The following is a 14130-nucleotide window of genomic DNA, read 5'->3' as shown; positions in this document are numbered from 1 at the left end:
CAAATCCAAATCCAAATCCAAATCCAAATCCAAATCCAAATCCAAATCCAAATAACAATTATGTAATCGCAATATGTAATAAAAAAATGCCGCTGTAGTCAGCGGCATTTAGCATTTAGCATTTAGTGATGATGATCGCCCGCCGGTTCGGCAATACCAACCCACGCAATTTTTGCCGGTGAGCCGGTGAGCTGCAAGCTGCTGCTTACTTTAGCTTCAGCCAGATCAATTTGTTTTATTTGGTTTGCAATCGGATCACTCACATAAATTTTATGGCCGGGTGTTAACGCCAATTCAAAACGGCTTCCAGTTGGCAGTGCAGCAAGGTTGCTGGTAATTGCCTGAATCCTTGTGCTGATACTCCAGTTATTAGTATTTAATAAATGGATCACACCCACGCTATCCAGAATGACAAACAATTCACCGTGATCTGCAAAACCGTAAGCAAGTGCGGTCGGTGTGGTGGTGCTGTTAGCATCAAGCCAATTGATGGGGGTAATGGATCCGGTACTGGTATTAATCGCAAAAAATTGACCTGCGGCGATGCCGACAAATTCTGCGCGATGCTTATCACCAAATACGGTTCCTATACGCATCGTGCCAGTAAAATTTGCCGGATTGGCAATTTTTTTCGCATTAAAACTATCGCCAGTTTGGGTGATAACCAGAACACCATCGGTACAGCCAAAAGCGATTTGGGTTTTGTTTTGCGCACTGCCATGAAAACCTGGGCAGTTTTCGCTAAATACTTGTTGTTCGGTGTAGATGCCATTGCTCGCTTTATAAAGGCCAACTTTATCGGGCAAAGTGCTGGTGGTAATTAATGGATCGCGAATCGTTGAAAGCAAATAATCACCACGGGCTTGCGCTGCGCCGTGCATATGAGTTGTGTACTCCAGTACATTTCCCGCAGTGTTATTTTTAATATTCTCTTCGGTATATACACCGACTTGCGCTGGTGTGGTGGTATCGCCGTTGCCATCGAAAAAAATAACCGATTGGGTTTCAGTGAGGGTGAAATGTGTCGGGCGCGCTTTATCGGTGCCAAATGCCAACCAGCGCGGCGCTTCAACCAAATCATGTTTGTGATCGCCATGGTCTTCTTGCGATAAACCGCTATCAATTACGTTCACGCGATTGGCAAGGCGCTGGATAACAAAACCATAGCGATAACTAGGGCTTGCATAAAGTGCGCTGGCGGGTTCAGTCAGTGTGAATTCCTCGAGCAAGGTTGCTTCAGTGATATCCCATATTCCCACTTTGGGCTGATCTTTAATGGCTACTAATAAGCGGCCTTGATTGGTTGGTTCGTCATCATGGTCGTGGTCATCTTCAATCGGAATTGGATCGCGCTCCACAATTTTTGTATCGCCACCACCACAACCTGTGAGTACGGCAGGCAGTGCAAATGCAAATAGCAGCGGTGAAATTTTTAATGGATTTCCAAAAAATTGTTGCAACATGGTCAGTACCTTTGAGTCATTAGTATTTTTCAGGCGTAACACGTCACTCAACGAATAAATGAGTACGCCGGTAATTGTTTGGTTTACAGTTAATTAATTAAAAACTGCCGCTAATACCCAGTGCATAACTACGCGCAGGTAGCGGTGCTTTATCTTTGAGGAATGATGCATGGACGCGCGCATATTCATCGGTGAGGTTGTTACCTTTCAGGTAGATTTTTAATCTATCGCTAATAACGTAACTGACCTGGGCATCGACCAATGTGTAATCCCCGGTAACAGCTTCGAGTGGCGCAGTTTTATCTTGCTCGAAGTAATGTTGGCTACTGAGCTCCGCGCGCCATTTCCCCATTTCATATTCGGCACTCGCTCCGATACGCAACGGCGGAATGCGCGGCAAATCGCCACCCTCTTTTAATTGGGCGCGGGTGTAATCAGTGGTGAAACTTAATTTGAGTGGCGTGCTCACTTGCCAATTAAATTCGCCTTCGAAGCCGTAGAGTTCGGCATCGCGTGCTTGATAAATAAATACCGGTAATTCGGCTGCATGTTCGTGTTCGCCGCCGGAGTGTTCTTCCGCACCATGATCGTGTTCTACTTCATAAACCGCGTTGGTTTCTGCGAGGTAATAATAGTTATCAATCTGGTTGTAAAATGCGTTTAATACAAAACCAAAATCGCCTTCAAATTTACGCAGCGATAAATCCAGGTTATTGGATGTTTCCAATTCCAGGTCTGTGCGCGCTAAATCAAAATGGAAACGATTGCCTTCTTCAATCAATTGCAAAATCGCCCCGACTTCATAAAGCCCTGACCCCAGGTGCGGGCCAAACGCCAGCAATTCAGCGGAGGACGGTGTGCGTTCTGCGTGTGTGTAAGATAAACCGATGTTGTAACCGCGCGTGAAATCCCAAACCACACCAGCAGAGGCACTGAAGGGGGTGGATTCATGATCAAAATCGAAAACGCGAATGAATTCACCGCTGTGGTTGTGTTCATTAGCGTGAGCGTGTTCATTTAAATCCAGCTGGATATCATTCGCCGAAATTTTTACCTGCTCAACGCGTGCGCCCAATTGCACTAACCAATCGCCAAAGTGACGCTCTTCCATTAGCCCCAGCGCAAACGTGTCGGTCTTGCTCGGTGGGGTGAACGCTTCTTCACCAATTGCTTCAAAATTGCTGTGTTTGTAATGCAAGCTGAGTGCGCCGCGCCATTCTGCGAGCGGGTGATGAAATAATTCCCAACGCGCTTCAGCGGTTTCGTTGTTGAAGGTTGTTCCGACAACACCGTTTTCAATTTCGCTGTGTTCGTAATCGGTGAAACCAAAACGCGTTTTGGTTGCGCTGAAAAAATCGTGGTCGAGTGTTAGCTCGCTGATAAATTGCAGGCGATCCTGTTTTAAATCGGCATAGACATCCACGTCTTCATTGCCGTGGCTGTGGCCGGGAATTCCGTATTGGCGTTCGAGGTGGCCGTAGGAAAGTCCAACAAAACCCTCATTCATAATAAAACTGCCACCGACATTAATTCCCTTGGCTTCGGCAAAAGAATTGGCGAGTCGACCGGTGTTGTCATGTTCATGACCTTCTTCAGTGTGCTCTTCGGCGGATTCAATTTCTGCCGGGCCGGGAATCTTGTAATTGCCGGCATCGCGCCAGAATCCATCGAGATGCAAACCAACATTGCCAATACCGGAATTACCGCTGGCAGAAACGAGTTGGTCATCAGCAACAGAGTCATGCTCCAGGCGCCACTCACCGTTGGTTTCGGTGCTTTGTGGAACGCGGTCATCAACGATATTAACTACCCCGCCGATAGCGCCGCTGCCGTAAAACAAGGTGGCTGGGCCACGCAGGATTTCGATTTGCCGTGCAGTAGATGCTTCAGTGGCAACGGCATGGTCGGGGCCAACGCGCGATGCATCGCCCGCATCCAAACCGTTTTGGGTGATTAAAACACGTGGGCCGTCAAGGCCGCGAATAATCGGGCTACTTGCAACAGGGCCGTAGTAACTGGAGTGCACGCCCACTTCATGCTTCAGGGTTTCGCCCAGGGTCGATGCCTGGCGATCGCGCAATTTGTCGGCGCTAAGTACATTAATTGGCTGGGCAGATTCCATCGTCGATGCATGCCAGGGCAGGCCAATCACATTCACGATTTCAATACTGCTGCTTGCCAATACCAGCTCAACCGGACCATCACCGTCATGCACGTGTAATGTTTTGTGGGTGTAATCCGGAGCACGAACGTGTAATTCCACATGGCCATCGCGCTGGGTTGGCAAGGTGAACTCGCCGCGCTCATTGGTTTTGGTACTGAGCTTGGTGCCTACCACCTCAATAGTCGCATTGGTAATCGGTTGGCCGGTTTCATCGCGAACCTGGCCTTGAATTTGGGCCAATGCGGATTGGCTGGCTAATACCATTGCAGCCCACACTAGGGATTTTTTCATTATTACCTCTGGATTCGATCTAATGACGCTGAACTTGTAGGCAATGTTATACTATAACGAAATTAAAAGTGAAGACTTTTTATATCGGTCGATTTCTTGACTTGTCGTTACTGTCACCGTAACTTGCGCGCCCGAGGTGTCTGATAGATGTGCAAGTCCATTGCGATGGATGCATCCCGGATCAGAGTCAATGGGAAGTCGGTGCGTTTTACCGGTACAAGCCAATACTTGTTAAATCGGTAATACAAACCCGACGCTGCCCCCGCAACGGTAAATGCTGCGATGTTAATCGCCATGAGTCCGATACCAGCCTCAATACCAGAGCTTTGCTCTTAATTGTTCACGATGTCGCGGAGGGCTACATCGGTGGAAATCTGTATTTTTTGGGCTCTGCCCATACATCTTTTTTCCGCTTTCCCTCCCTCATCCCTAATTCAGGATTGAGGAATCTCATGTCTAGATCATCAACCGTTATTCGGCCAACCGTTAAGTCGACCGTTTTTGTTATCAGTGCGCTGAGTGCCGCCATTATTGGTTCACCCGTTGCTTTTGCTGCTGCCCAAAAAAATGATGGGAAAAAACTCGAAACTGTTTATGTCAGTGCGACCCGTAGTGAAACGGCACAGTTGCCGGTTGCTACTCAAATTAAAGTAATTTCTGCGGAAGAAATCCGTGTGAGTGGTGCAAAATTGTTATCCGAAGTGTTGCGCACCCAGGCTGGGATTCAATTAACTGACTCCGATGGCAGCGGTGCGCGCAATGTGACAGCGTCCATGCGTGGTTTGTCCGGTACTAACAACGTTTTAGTATTGGTTGATGGCCGCAAATTAAATAATCCATCGTTAGCCGCACCCGCGTTAAATACGGTTTCTTTGAAAGATGTCGAGCGTATTGAAATTGTGCAGGGCAGTGCGGGTGTGTTGTACGGCGATCAAGCTGTTGGTGGTGTGATCAACATTATTACCAGGCGTGCTGTTGCTGGTGAGGTTGATGGTGTGGTTAGTGCTGCCCGCGGCAGTGACGACCTTGAAGATTACACTGCGAATGTGCGTCAGGGTTTTGAAAATGGTTTGAGTTACAGTGTATCCGCGCAGAAACGCGCTGCGGATAACTACCGTGATAATAACGACACCGCCTATGAAAACGTATTGGCAAGTGTGCGTTACGATTCTGGGTACGGTTTTGTATTTGCCGATGGACAACAAGTAAAAGATGAGCTGCGTTTGCCCGGTTCTATTTCTGATGCTCAAGCGGCAATTGACCGCCACCGCACAAACTCCCCAAATGATTACAGTAACCAGGATACTGATACCTGGCGTTTTGGTGGTGGTGTTAACTTGTCAGAGCATTGGCAATTACTGACGGAATATTCAGATCGCAATGAAGAAGGAATTTATTTTTATGATGATTATTGGGGCGGGGCCACACCGTCACCCACTGAATATTCTGTACGTGTTAAAAGTTTAACACCGCGTGTTATCGGTGAATATAAAACCGCGAATGGTACCGCAATAGCTACGCTGGGTTATGACCATATTGATAGTGATTATGAAAGTAACAATATTTGGAAGCCAGTAAATTCCAATCAGGAGCAACGCAGTTATTACGCGCAGTTAGTGTATCCATTATTGTCCAGGCTAACCGCGACTATCGGTACGCGTCAGTCAGAAGTGGAAGATCAAAATTATTTGAAGAATAAAGTTCAGGAGGATGACCTGAATGCGAGTGAATTCGGTTTGAGCTATCAATTTACCGATGCATGGCGGGGTTATGGACGCTTCGCCGAAAGTTTCCGTTTTGGAAATGCAGATGAAAATAATGCGGTATTGTTTGATGTCGTATTTTTAAAACCGCAAACTGGTGAGTCTGCTGAGTTGGGTGTGGAGTGGCAAGGTACGGATGCGCATGTTTCTTATGCGCTGTACAAAATGAGGTTGAATGATGAGATCGTGTACGATTCCATTAACTATGCCAATATCAATCTGCCCGATTCCGAACGCCAGGGATTCACGTTGGATGTTGATACACGTTTAAGTGATGAGTTAGCGTTGCGCTTTAACTACACTTACACCGATGCTGAAGTGGTAGAGGGTACGTACGACGGTAAACAAGTACCATTCGTTGCTGAAAACAGTGCTGCATTTACTGTGTTGTTTACGCCGGTATCGCCATTGACCTTTTCTTTGGAAAGTGTCTATACCGGATCACGTTATAAAGGTGATGACGAAAATAATGCCCAGGCCAAACTGGACCCATTAACAGTTTTTAATTTGGCCGCGGTATACAACTATCGTCAATTGGAGTTGAGTGCGCGCCTTAACAACATTACTAACGAGCTGTATGCCGGCTATCATTCTGTGTGGGGTCAATACCCGCAGCCAGAACGCAATGGTCAAGTTAGCGTGACTTATCGTTTCTAAGTGGTGATAATTGGGGCGGGCAGTGCGCAAGCGCTGTCCGCTTTTTTATTACCTGTTTATATGCCCCGGTGAGAATGACCATGACTGACGATATTTCATCAAACGACGCTATTCCCAATAACGACAAAGCCCAACGCCACAAAGAACGCATGCAACAACGCAAGGAAATTGTAGATGCTGCAATTGCGCGCGCGGATGAAGATCGTGGTGTGGTGATTGTGTTGACAGGGGATGGAAAGGGTAAAAGTTCGTCGGGTTTTGGTACAGCGTTGCGCTGCCTTGGTCATGGTTACAAAGTTGCCATCGTGCAATTTATTAAAGGTACCTGGGAGTGCGGAGAAAAGAATTTTTTAACCGAAAGTATTTTTCGTGGTGCTAACGCGCAACTGGAATATTTTGTGATGGGCACCGGGTTTACCTGGGAAACCCAAAATGCCGAGCAGGATCGTGCCGCAGCGGAACAAGTTTGGGCGGAGTGCGAGCATGTGTTTCGCGATCCGGAAATCCATCTGGTATTGCTGGATGAAATTACTTACATGCTCAATTATAAATACCTTGATAAAGATAAAGTGATAGCAGCCATTCAAAATCGTCCGCGTAACCAGAATGTGATCATTACCGGTCGCGGCGCCAAAAAATACCTGGAAGATCTGGCTGATACTTTCAGTGAAGTGAAATCGGTAAAACATGCCTTTAATGCCGGCGTAAAAGCACAGAAAGGTATTGAGTGGTAACTGAAATATATTGCGTGGTGACAAAAATCATTGAGTGGTAACTGAAATGTATTGCGTGGTAACAAAAATCATTGTGTGGTAGCAGCAAATATTGGATGGTAAAAAATTACTTCGATTCACTTTTTCCCAGGATAAACTGCACCAGTTTTTGGTAATCCCCATCAAAGTGATGATCGCCGGGTAAATAAATTAATTGTTGTTTGTCCGGCTTTTGTGCACTGTGTTCCTGTATTTCTTTACACAGGCTTTGCTCAGTCTCACTGTAAAAACAACGTGTTGTCCATTGGTTCCAATCCTTTACTTCCGGATAAAGCACATGCGCAGCTTCTCCGGAGCTTCCCAACCAGCCACTGACATGAAACACAAAATCAACGCTGGTTGATGGATTAAGCAAATTGACACTGGTTATTGTGGCTTTGGTTTCGTTATCAAGTTGGTTCACCATAAATGGCATGACATCGGCGCCCATCGAAAACCCTATTAACAATAAACGATGTTTATCCCAGGCTGCGGTGTAGTAATCAATCGTTGCTTGTAAATCTTTTCCGATGGTTGTTTTTGATTTTTCCTCCCAAAAATAATCCAGCGTATTCCAGCCAATCACAGCGATACCTTCTTGCGCTAATTGATTGGCAATGTCTTTATCGATATTCGCCCAGCCACCATCGCCGGAAATAACAATCGCTAATAAGTCCTTATTGTCTGAATTACGTGTTGAGCTATCGATGGCGGGAATTTCAATAAGCGGAATATTGGCAATGGCTTTTTTATCATCGTCATCTAATGGTTGCTTCAACGAAGTCTCGAACTTTTGCTTGTCTGCCTGCCAGTTTTTTAATAGCGGATAATCAGGAATCCATTGCTGGATCAATGGATGAGTATTAAATAATTTCCATGGTGTTGCCGGAAGTGAATCGGTGTTGAGCAGTGCATGATGATGAGTCGGGTTCCATGAAAACTGACTGCTGTTATTGCAGGGAGCAACGGGCAAAGCGATGTTATCGTTCCAGTTAATACTATAAGCACCGCGAAAAATACCTTTCGGAATTTGCGTTAGCATGGCAAATAAATAACTGCCTGCCATACCAAAACCGGTAATAAAGGGTTGCGAAAAATGGTGGAACTGGTGATGTTGCTGGATGTCCTGCGCATAAACCGATAATGGTGTTGCTGCATCAAAACAACTGGCATTGCGTTGTGTTATTCCTGCCAAATAGTTTTCAATGGTTAATACGGCGCTGAGATTGCCTTGCTGGCTGAGTTGCGCTGCATAGCCCATTGCCACCGTCTGGTGTTCTGTATCTGTCAGTATTAATTGAACACCCTCAGTGCCACCCGCATAAATAAATGTATTCCCGAAATCGCCCCAGCTAAATCTTTCCGGTTGGTCTGGAATGGCCGATTGACGCTGGAACGGGAATTGGGCATTGCAACAGGCTGACACGAGCAATAAAAACCATACAGCGGTGCGGACGATTTCTATCATTTACTAAAACTTCCACTGATGCCACCGGATATGGCATTGGTAATGGTAAATATTACGGGTGCTAAATGGCCACCGCGTGGCAGGGCTAAATAAACCGGATTCCATTGCGGGTGAAATTTTTCCTTGTAATGATGCAGGCCTTTAAAATCGTAGAACTCATTACCCATTCTGAATATTGATGAGCCCAGACGGTGCCAGAAGGGCGCAAGCTCATCGTCATCAAGCCCGGCCAGGGGCGCCATGCCCAGATTGAATTTATAATACTGTTCCTCTTTAGCCCACAGCATAATGTTGGAAAGCAAATAATCCATCGCTCCTTTAGGCGCCTGGTCACTGTAACGCATCAGGTCGATGGAAATTTCATTGGGCAAATTAGTGTGCAATAAATTGGCGAAGGCAACGATCTGATCCTCTTTGCTTACCACTGCAATATCAAAAAAACGCAGGTAATTTTCATCAAAAAACCCGAGTGAAAAACCTTTCTCACGGGATTTTTTATGATCCAGCCATTGATCGGATACCTGCTTTAATTCGGGCAGGTGTGGTTCAATATCGGCAGCGCGAATAATCCTGAAGGTGAAACCCTCTTTGATAATTTTATTTATAGTGCTACGGAATGAAGCCCAGGCATTACCTTTAAGCGCAAAATTGCTTAAATCGACATGGGCTTCTTCGCCGAGTTTGATCAGGTTTAAACCCAAATCTACATACAATGGTAAATGTTCGGTGGTAATACGATAGAAAACCGGTTTCGCACCATGCAAGTCTGCATGGGCGCGGAATTCTTTTACCAGCTCCTTGAAACTTGCACTGTTGCCACACGGATCGTTAAGTGCAATCCAGTATTTGGTGGTAGTGATGTAAGCAATAAAACAATCGCGTGCTTCCCCCCAAAATAAATATTTATCGCCACTCAAGCTAATATAATGTTCGGTGTTTTTTTGTGCCTGGATAATAGTTTCCGCTTCACGCAGTTCTTCATTGTCTGGCAGGTGCGGCTTGTATTGCCCGCGCGATAATAAATAATGCAGCAGCGCACCACATGCAACGACGCTAATTAATAATGTTGCACGCAAAAAGCGCGATGCATTCGCGTCTAATTCAAACTGCCACCAAAGTTCATGTGCATAGTCCACTTCCTGATAGGTAATGAAACCGATCAGCGTGCTTAAGCCGATGATGGCAACGATGAGAAGAATCCATTTCGGTGTAAGTAAATGCATGTCCAGTTTGGATTTGCGATAAAAATACGATTTGCAGGGAATGAATAATATTAACAACACGCTGAGGAAAACGGCCTCTTCATAATCCAGCCCTTTGGTGAGGGAAAAAATAATTCCGGCACCCAGAAAAACCAGAGTAAGCGGGTAGGCAGTGTTAATACGCAACAAAATAGCGCGTGCAAGGATCAGTAAAAAAACGCCGATCACACTGCCCAGTAAATGCGAAAGTTCAATGAGCGGCAGGTTAATGATATCGGTCAATGTTTCCAGCCGCTCGGGCATACCCGGCGTGCTTCCCGATAACAATAGAATCCCGCCGGCCAGCAACGCAAGAAGGGACAGGAACACCGGTAAACGGCGGTGCAAGAAGATACTGGTGGTTGCGATTATATGCTGCATACGAGTAACTCCAGGGATTTTCTGCCAGTTCTCCCGCAACGACTGGTGTTGGGTGATGGCAAATATAGCCAGTGCAATTAATAAAGGTAACAGGAAATACATCAAGCGATAGGTAAGTAAGGCGATCAGGATAATCTGGTGGTCGTGGGCATCGCCCACCAATAATAGAAATGCGCTTTCAAAAATGCCAATTCCGCCGGGGACCTGGCTAAATAAACCGATCAATTGCGCCAGAATATAAATAGTAAAGAACCACATGAAATGCATTTGGGTTGCGGGGTAGAGCAAGCAATAAAGTACTACGCCGGCAAATAATAAATCGCAAATGCCTGCAAAGGTTTGCAATGCTGTAATGCGTGCAGGAGGTAAACTGATGTTAATTTTTTTCCATTGCAAGCGGTGGCGGCCGCTTAATATTAGCAACCAATAAATCACCAGCAGCAACAGGATTCCCCAAATAAACCAGGCCAGGTGGCCGCCTAGTAATTCCGGGTGGTTGAGTTCATCCTGCGGCAAAAAAAAATAGGCGGCACACAGTAAAGTTACTGCGCCTAATAAATAGGTCGAGCTGGAAAAAACAATAATCTTGCCGATGGAAGTTGCATTCAGCCCCAGTGCTGAATAATAACGAAAGCGGATGGCTCCGCCAGTGACAATCGCATGGCCCGCATTATTACTTACTGCAAAACCGAGAAAGCTGACAAGCAAGGTTTTATGCCAGGGAATTTTGTAACCCAAATGATAAATCGCGAGTAGATCGTAAGTGGCTAATATCAGATAGCCGATAGCAGTAGCACCTAATGCTAATAGCAAGGTACTCCACTGAAAATCCTGTAAAATTTCCCCGGTAGTTGCCCAGGTAATGTTGTAGGTATGGATCTCCCTGCCAACCATATAAAAAGCAGCAACTGCTGCTAACAGGGAGATAGCATTAATAAGGATGTGTGAGTGTTTCAATCGTTGCCCGCCCTTGGGAATGTGAGTGACAGTCTAGCTCATGGCTGTGCGAGTGCATAACAGACACTAATTGGGCTGACTGGTTGCGGTTTTACAGGTCGTTTAAATTATTTTTCGTTTTTTTTACAGGTTGTTATTCATGGCAAATCACAAAGCTCCGTTAACACCCGGCGCACGGACGTTAATGGTGCAAGGCACCACCTCGGATGCAGGTAAATCGACATTGGTAACGGCGCTGTGCCGCATCTTGAAAAACCATGGAGTAGCCGTAGTTCCATTCAAGCCACAAAATATGGCTTTGAATTCTGCTGTCACTTGTGATGGTGGCGAAATTGGCCGCGCGCAAGCATTGCAGGCCCAAGCCGCCGGATTACAACCTCACACGGATATGAATCCGATCCTGATTAAACCCACTAGCGATATCAACGCGCAAATAATTGTTCAGGGCAAAGCTATTACCGATATGGACGCAGCGGTTTACCATGATTACAAAACCCGCGCGATGGCGTTTGTGCTGGATTCCCACCAGCGATTGCAGCAGCAATACCAAGTTATTGTGGTAGAGGGCGCGGGCAGTCCGGCGGAAATTAATTTGCGTGATCGCGATATTGCCAACATGGGGTTTGCGGAAGCGGTGGATTGTCCGGTGATACTGATTGCCGATATTGATCGCGGCGGTGTGTTTGCACATTTGGTAGGCACATTGGAATTGTTGAGCGAATCCGAGCGTGCGCGTGTGATTGGTTTTGTAATTAATCGTTTTCGCGGCGATATTGGTTTGTTGCAATCCGGGTTGGATTGGCTGGAGCAAAAAACCGGCAAGCCGGTATTGGGTGTTGTCCCGTATTTGCATGGGTTGTATCTGGATGCCGAAGACGCACTCACGAGTAATGCCCGCAAAGCCGGTGCAAAATTACGCGTGGCAGTATTGGCATTGCCACGTATATCCAACCATACCGATGTTGATGCATTGCGTTTACATCCACAGGTGGATTTTAGTTGGGTAGGGCCTAATCAAGCTGTACCCGGTTGTGATTTATTAATTATTCCCGGCAGTAAAAATGTTCGCGCCGATTTGCAATTTCTGCGTGATCAACAATGGGATGTACAGATTAAAACCCATTTGCGTTACGGCGGGAAAATAATGGGAATCTGTGGTGGCTTTCAAATGCTGGGCGAATATATTCACGATCCGTCAGGTATTGAATCTGCACCGGGTAGTTCGCCTGGCCTTGGTTATTTTGCAATGGACACCCAACTGGAAGCGTATAAACAATTACGACAGCGCCATGGCTTTTTATGGAATAAAAGTTCAACTGTTGCAGGTTATGAAATTCATTGTGGTATTAGTCATGGGAATGCGTTACTCAATCCTTTGTGTTTTTTATATGAAGGGGAAGAGCTTGTAGCAGAGGGCGCAATAAGCCATGACGGTCAAATTGCAGGAACGTATATTCACGGTATTTTCGATCAACCTGTGGCCTTGGCTGAGCTGTTAACCTGGGCAGGGTTTGAGGGGGCGCAAACGTTGTCGATTGATCATTTGCGGGAAGAATCTATTGCCCGCCTCGCGCTCGAAGTGGAAGCTGTTTTGTCAAAAACATTTTTGGCGGATTGGTCTTCACTGTTGTAACCCGTTCTGCCGGAAAACCAGCAAGGACAATATTAAGGGTTATACTTTCAGGAAGTTTGCGCGCCAATACAAATTGGATTGGTATCCAGGGAGCCGTTATGCGATTGATTTCCATCATAATGTCATTCGTTATTTCCTCTGCTGCGTCGGGTGATGCCGCTACGACGGAAACGCCGGCGGCTGGCCCGATAGCGGTGAACCTTGCTACCAATATCTCATCGGCGTTCAGTTCCGATTTGCCCACAGGTAGCGGGCAAAATTTGTTGCCTCACCTGGAATGCATTTTTAACGATATGGGGCGTGAATTTACGGTGCAGGTTATGCCCTGGCGGCGCGCATACCAGGATGTGAAGAGTAATCGCATCGACGGTTTTTTTACTGCAATCCCCATGCGCCAGGTTGATCCTTATGCCGTACTGTCTGCGCCTATGGTATTGGAAAACTGGTATTGGTTTTGGCGAAGCGACACTATCGCTCCTGAATCCTGGCGTGAGGGATACCGGTTGGGTTCGATCCTGGGGAGCCAACAGGAAACCTGGCTGGGCGAAACAGGCTATACCGTGGATATGAGTGCGAATAACTTGCCGCAATTAATTAAGTTGTTGCAGGGTAAGCGGATTGATGTGATCCTCGCGGATCGTGAAAATTTCGTCCGTGCTGCAAAAGAACTAACATTGAATCCGGACAATTTCCAGTCCCGCTTTTTTCGCTATGTGCCGCTGGGTGTTTATTTCAACGAGCAATTCCTGAATAACAATCCGGCATTTTTGTCCAGTTTTAATACCACTATCAATAAATGTGCAACAGAGCATTTTGCTGTTTCCGATTATGAGAAACAGCAGATCCGTGAATTATTACATCGCAAAATTGAACGCTGGAAACGTTTGCCCAAACTGGAGGAATTATTGCGTGCACAAAACGCCAAAACCAAAAGCCTGAGTAAAAACGAAATTCTGGAGCGCGACAAAAAATGGCGTATTGCATTTCAGGCGAACGACTTTGCTTATCCGATTAAATTGATTGACCAGGAATTATCCGCACAGTTGCGGGAAATTAAAAAACAATCCATGGATGTTATCACCGAGATTATTGTTACTGATGCGCGTGGATTAAACCTGGCTATTAGTGATATGACTTCGGATTATTGGCAGGGTGATGAAGAGAAATTTACGGGTGCTTACGATAAACCTGCGAGCACGTTTTATTTTGGTGATATTAATTACGATGAATCCACCAAGCGTTTTCAACTTCATATCAGTGTGCCGCTCTATACCGAAGAAAAATTTGAACCCTTGGGTGTTATGGTGTTTGGTGTGGATGTAGAAAAAATTTTATCGCAAGCACAATAATTTTCTGCTGG

Annotated in this window: 8 protein-coding genes and 1 riboswitch; of the genes, 4 read left to right on the top strand and 4 right to left on the bottom strand. The window is 46.1% G+C overall.

What is annotated here, in order from left to right; translation table 11 throughout:
* Positions 1-122: 122 nt before the first annotated feature.
* Positions 123-1463 (bottom strand): YncE family protein, encoded by a 1341-nt coding sequence (locus A596_RS19130; protein WP_039917827.1) that lies wholly within the window; start codon positions 1461-1463, stop codon positions 123-125.
* A 97-nt stretch (positions 1464-1560) separates the two neighbouring features.
* Positions 1561-3918 (bottom strand): TonB-dependent receptor, encoded by a 2358-nt coding sequence (locus A596_RS19125; protein WP_084128645.1) that lies wholly within the window; start codon positions 3916-3918, stop codon positions 1561-1563.
* Between the two features lie 152 nt (positions 3919-4070).
* Positions 4071-4247: riboswitch (cobalamin riboswitch) on the top strand.
* Positions 4248-4370: 123 nt separating this feature from the next.
* Here A596_RS19125 and A596_RS19120 point away from each other — a divergent pair.
* Together A596_RS19120 and cobO are read left to right on the top strand one after the other, a co-directional pair.
* The gene (locus tag A596_RS19120; RefSeq protein WP_039917824.1) at positions 4371-6338 is read left to right on the top strand and encodes a TonB-dependent receptor plug domain-containing protein; all 1968 of its coding nucleotides are present in this window, start codon (positions 4371-4373) and stop codon (positions 6336-6338) included.
* Positions 6339-6418: 80 nt separating this feature from the next.
* A complete protein-coding gene (gene cobO, locus A596_RS19115; protein ID WP_052417689.1) occupies positions 6419-7072 on the top strand; it encodes a cob(I)yrinic acid a,c-diamide adenosyltransferase in 654 nt (217 codons plus the stop codon).
* Positions 7073-7178: 106 nt separating this feature from the next.
* Here cobO and A596_RS22320 read toward each other — a convergent pair whose 3' ends face one another.
* Both A596_RS22320 and mprF read right to left on the bottom strand, forming a co-directional pair.
* Positions 7179-8558 (bottom strand): AcvB/VirJ family lysyl-phosphatidylglycerol hydrolase, encoded by a 1380-nt coding sequence (locus tag A596_RS22320; RefSeq protein WP_052417688.1) that lies wholly within the window; start codon positions 8556-8558, stop codon positions 7179-7181.
* Positions 8555-11137, bottom strand: a complete 2583-nt coding sequence (gene mprF / locus A596_RS19105) for a bifunctional lysylphosphatidylglycerol flippase/synthetase MprF (protein WP_052417687.1) — start codon at positions 11135-11137, stop codon at positions 8555-8557. Before mprF ends, A596_RS22320 begins: the two co-directional genes overlap by 4 nt.
* A gap of 139 nt (positions 11138-11276) precedes the next feature.
* On the opposite strand from mprF, the gene A596_RS19100 reads away from it, so the two are divergent.
* Positions 11277-12770 (top strand): cobyric acid synthase, encoded by a 1494-nt coding sequence (locus tag A596_RS19100; RefSeq protein ID WP_084128642.1) that lies wholly within the window; start codon positions 11277-11279, stop codon positions 12768-12770.
* A 98-nt stretch (positions 12771-12868) separates the two neighbouring features.
* Positions 12869-14119 carry a transporter substrate-binding domain-containing protein gene (locus tag A596_RS19095; RefSeq protein ID WP_039917823.1) on the top strand — a complete coding sequence of 417 codons (1251 nt, stop codon included), beginning with the start codon at positions 12869-12871 and terminating at the stop codon, positions 14117-14119.
* Positions 14120-14130 lie beyond the last annotated feature (11 nt).

The organism is Cellvibrio mixtus subsp. mixtus J3-8 (assembly GCF_000766945.1).
Lineage (GTDB): Bacteria > Pseudomonadota > Gammaproteobacteria > Pseudomonadales > Cellvibrionaceae > Cellvibrio > Cellvibrio mixtus_A.
This window is presented reverse-complemented; position numbering and strand designations above follow the sequence as displayed.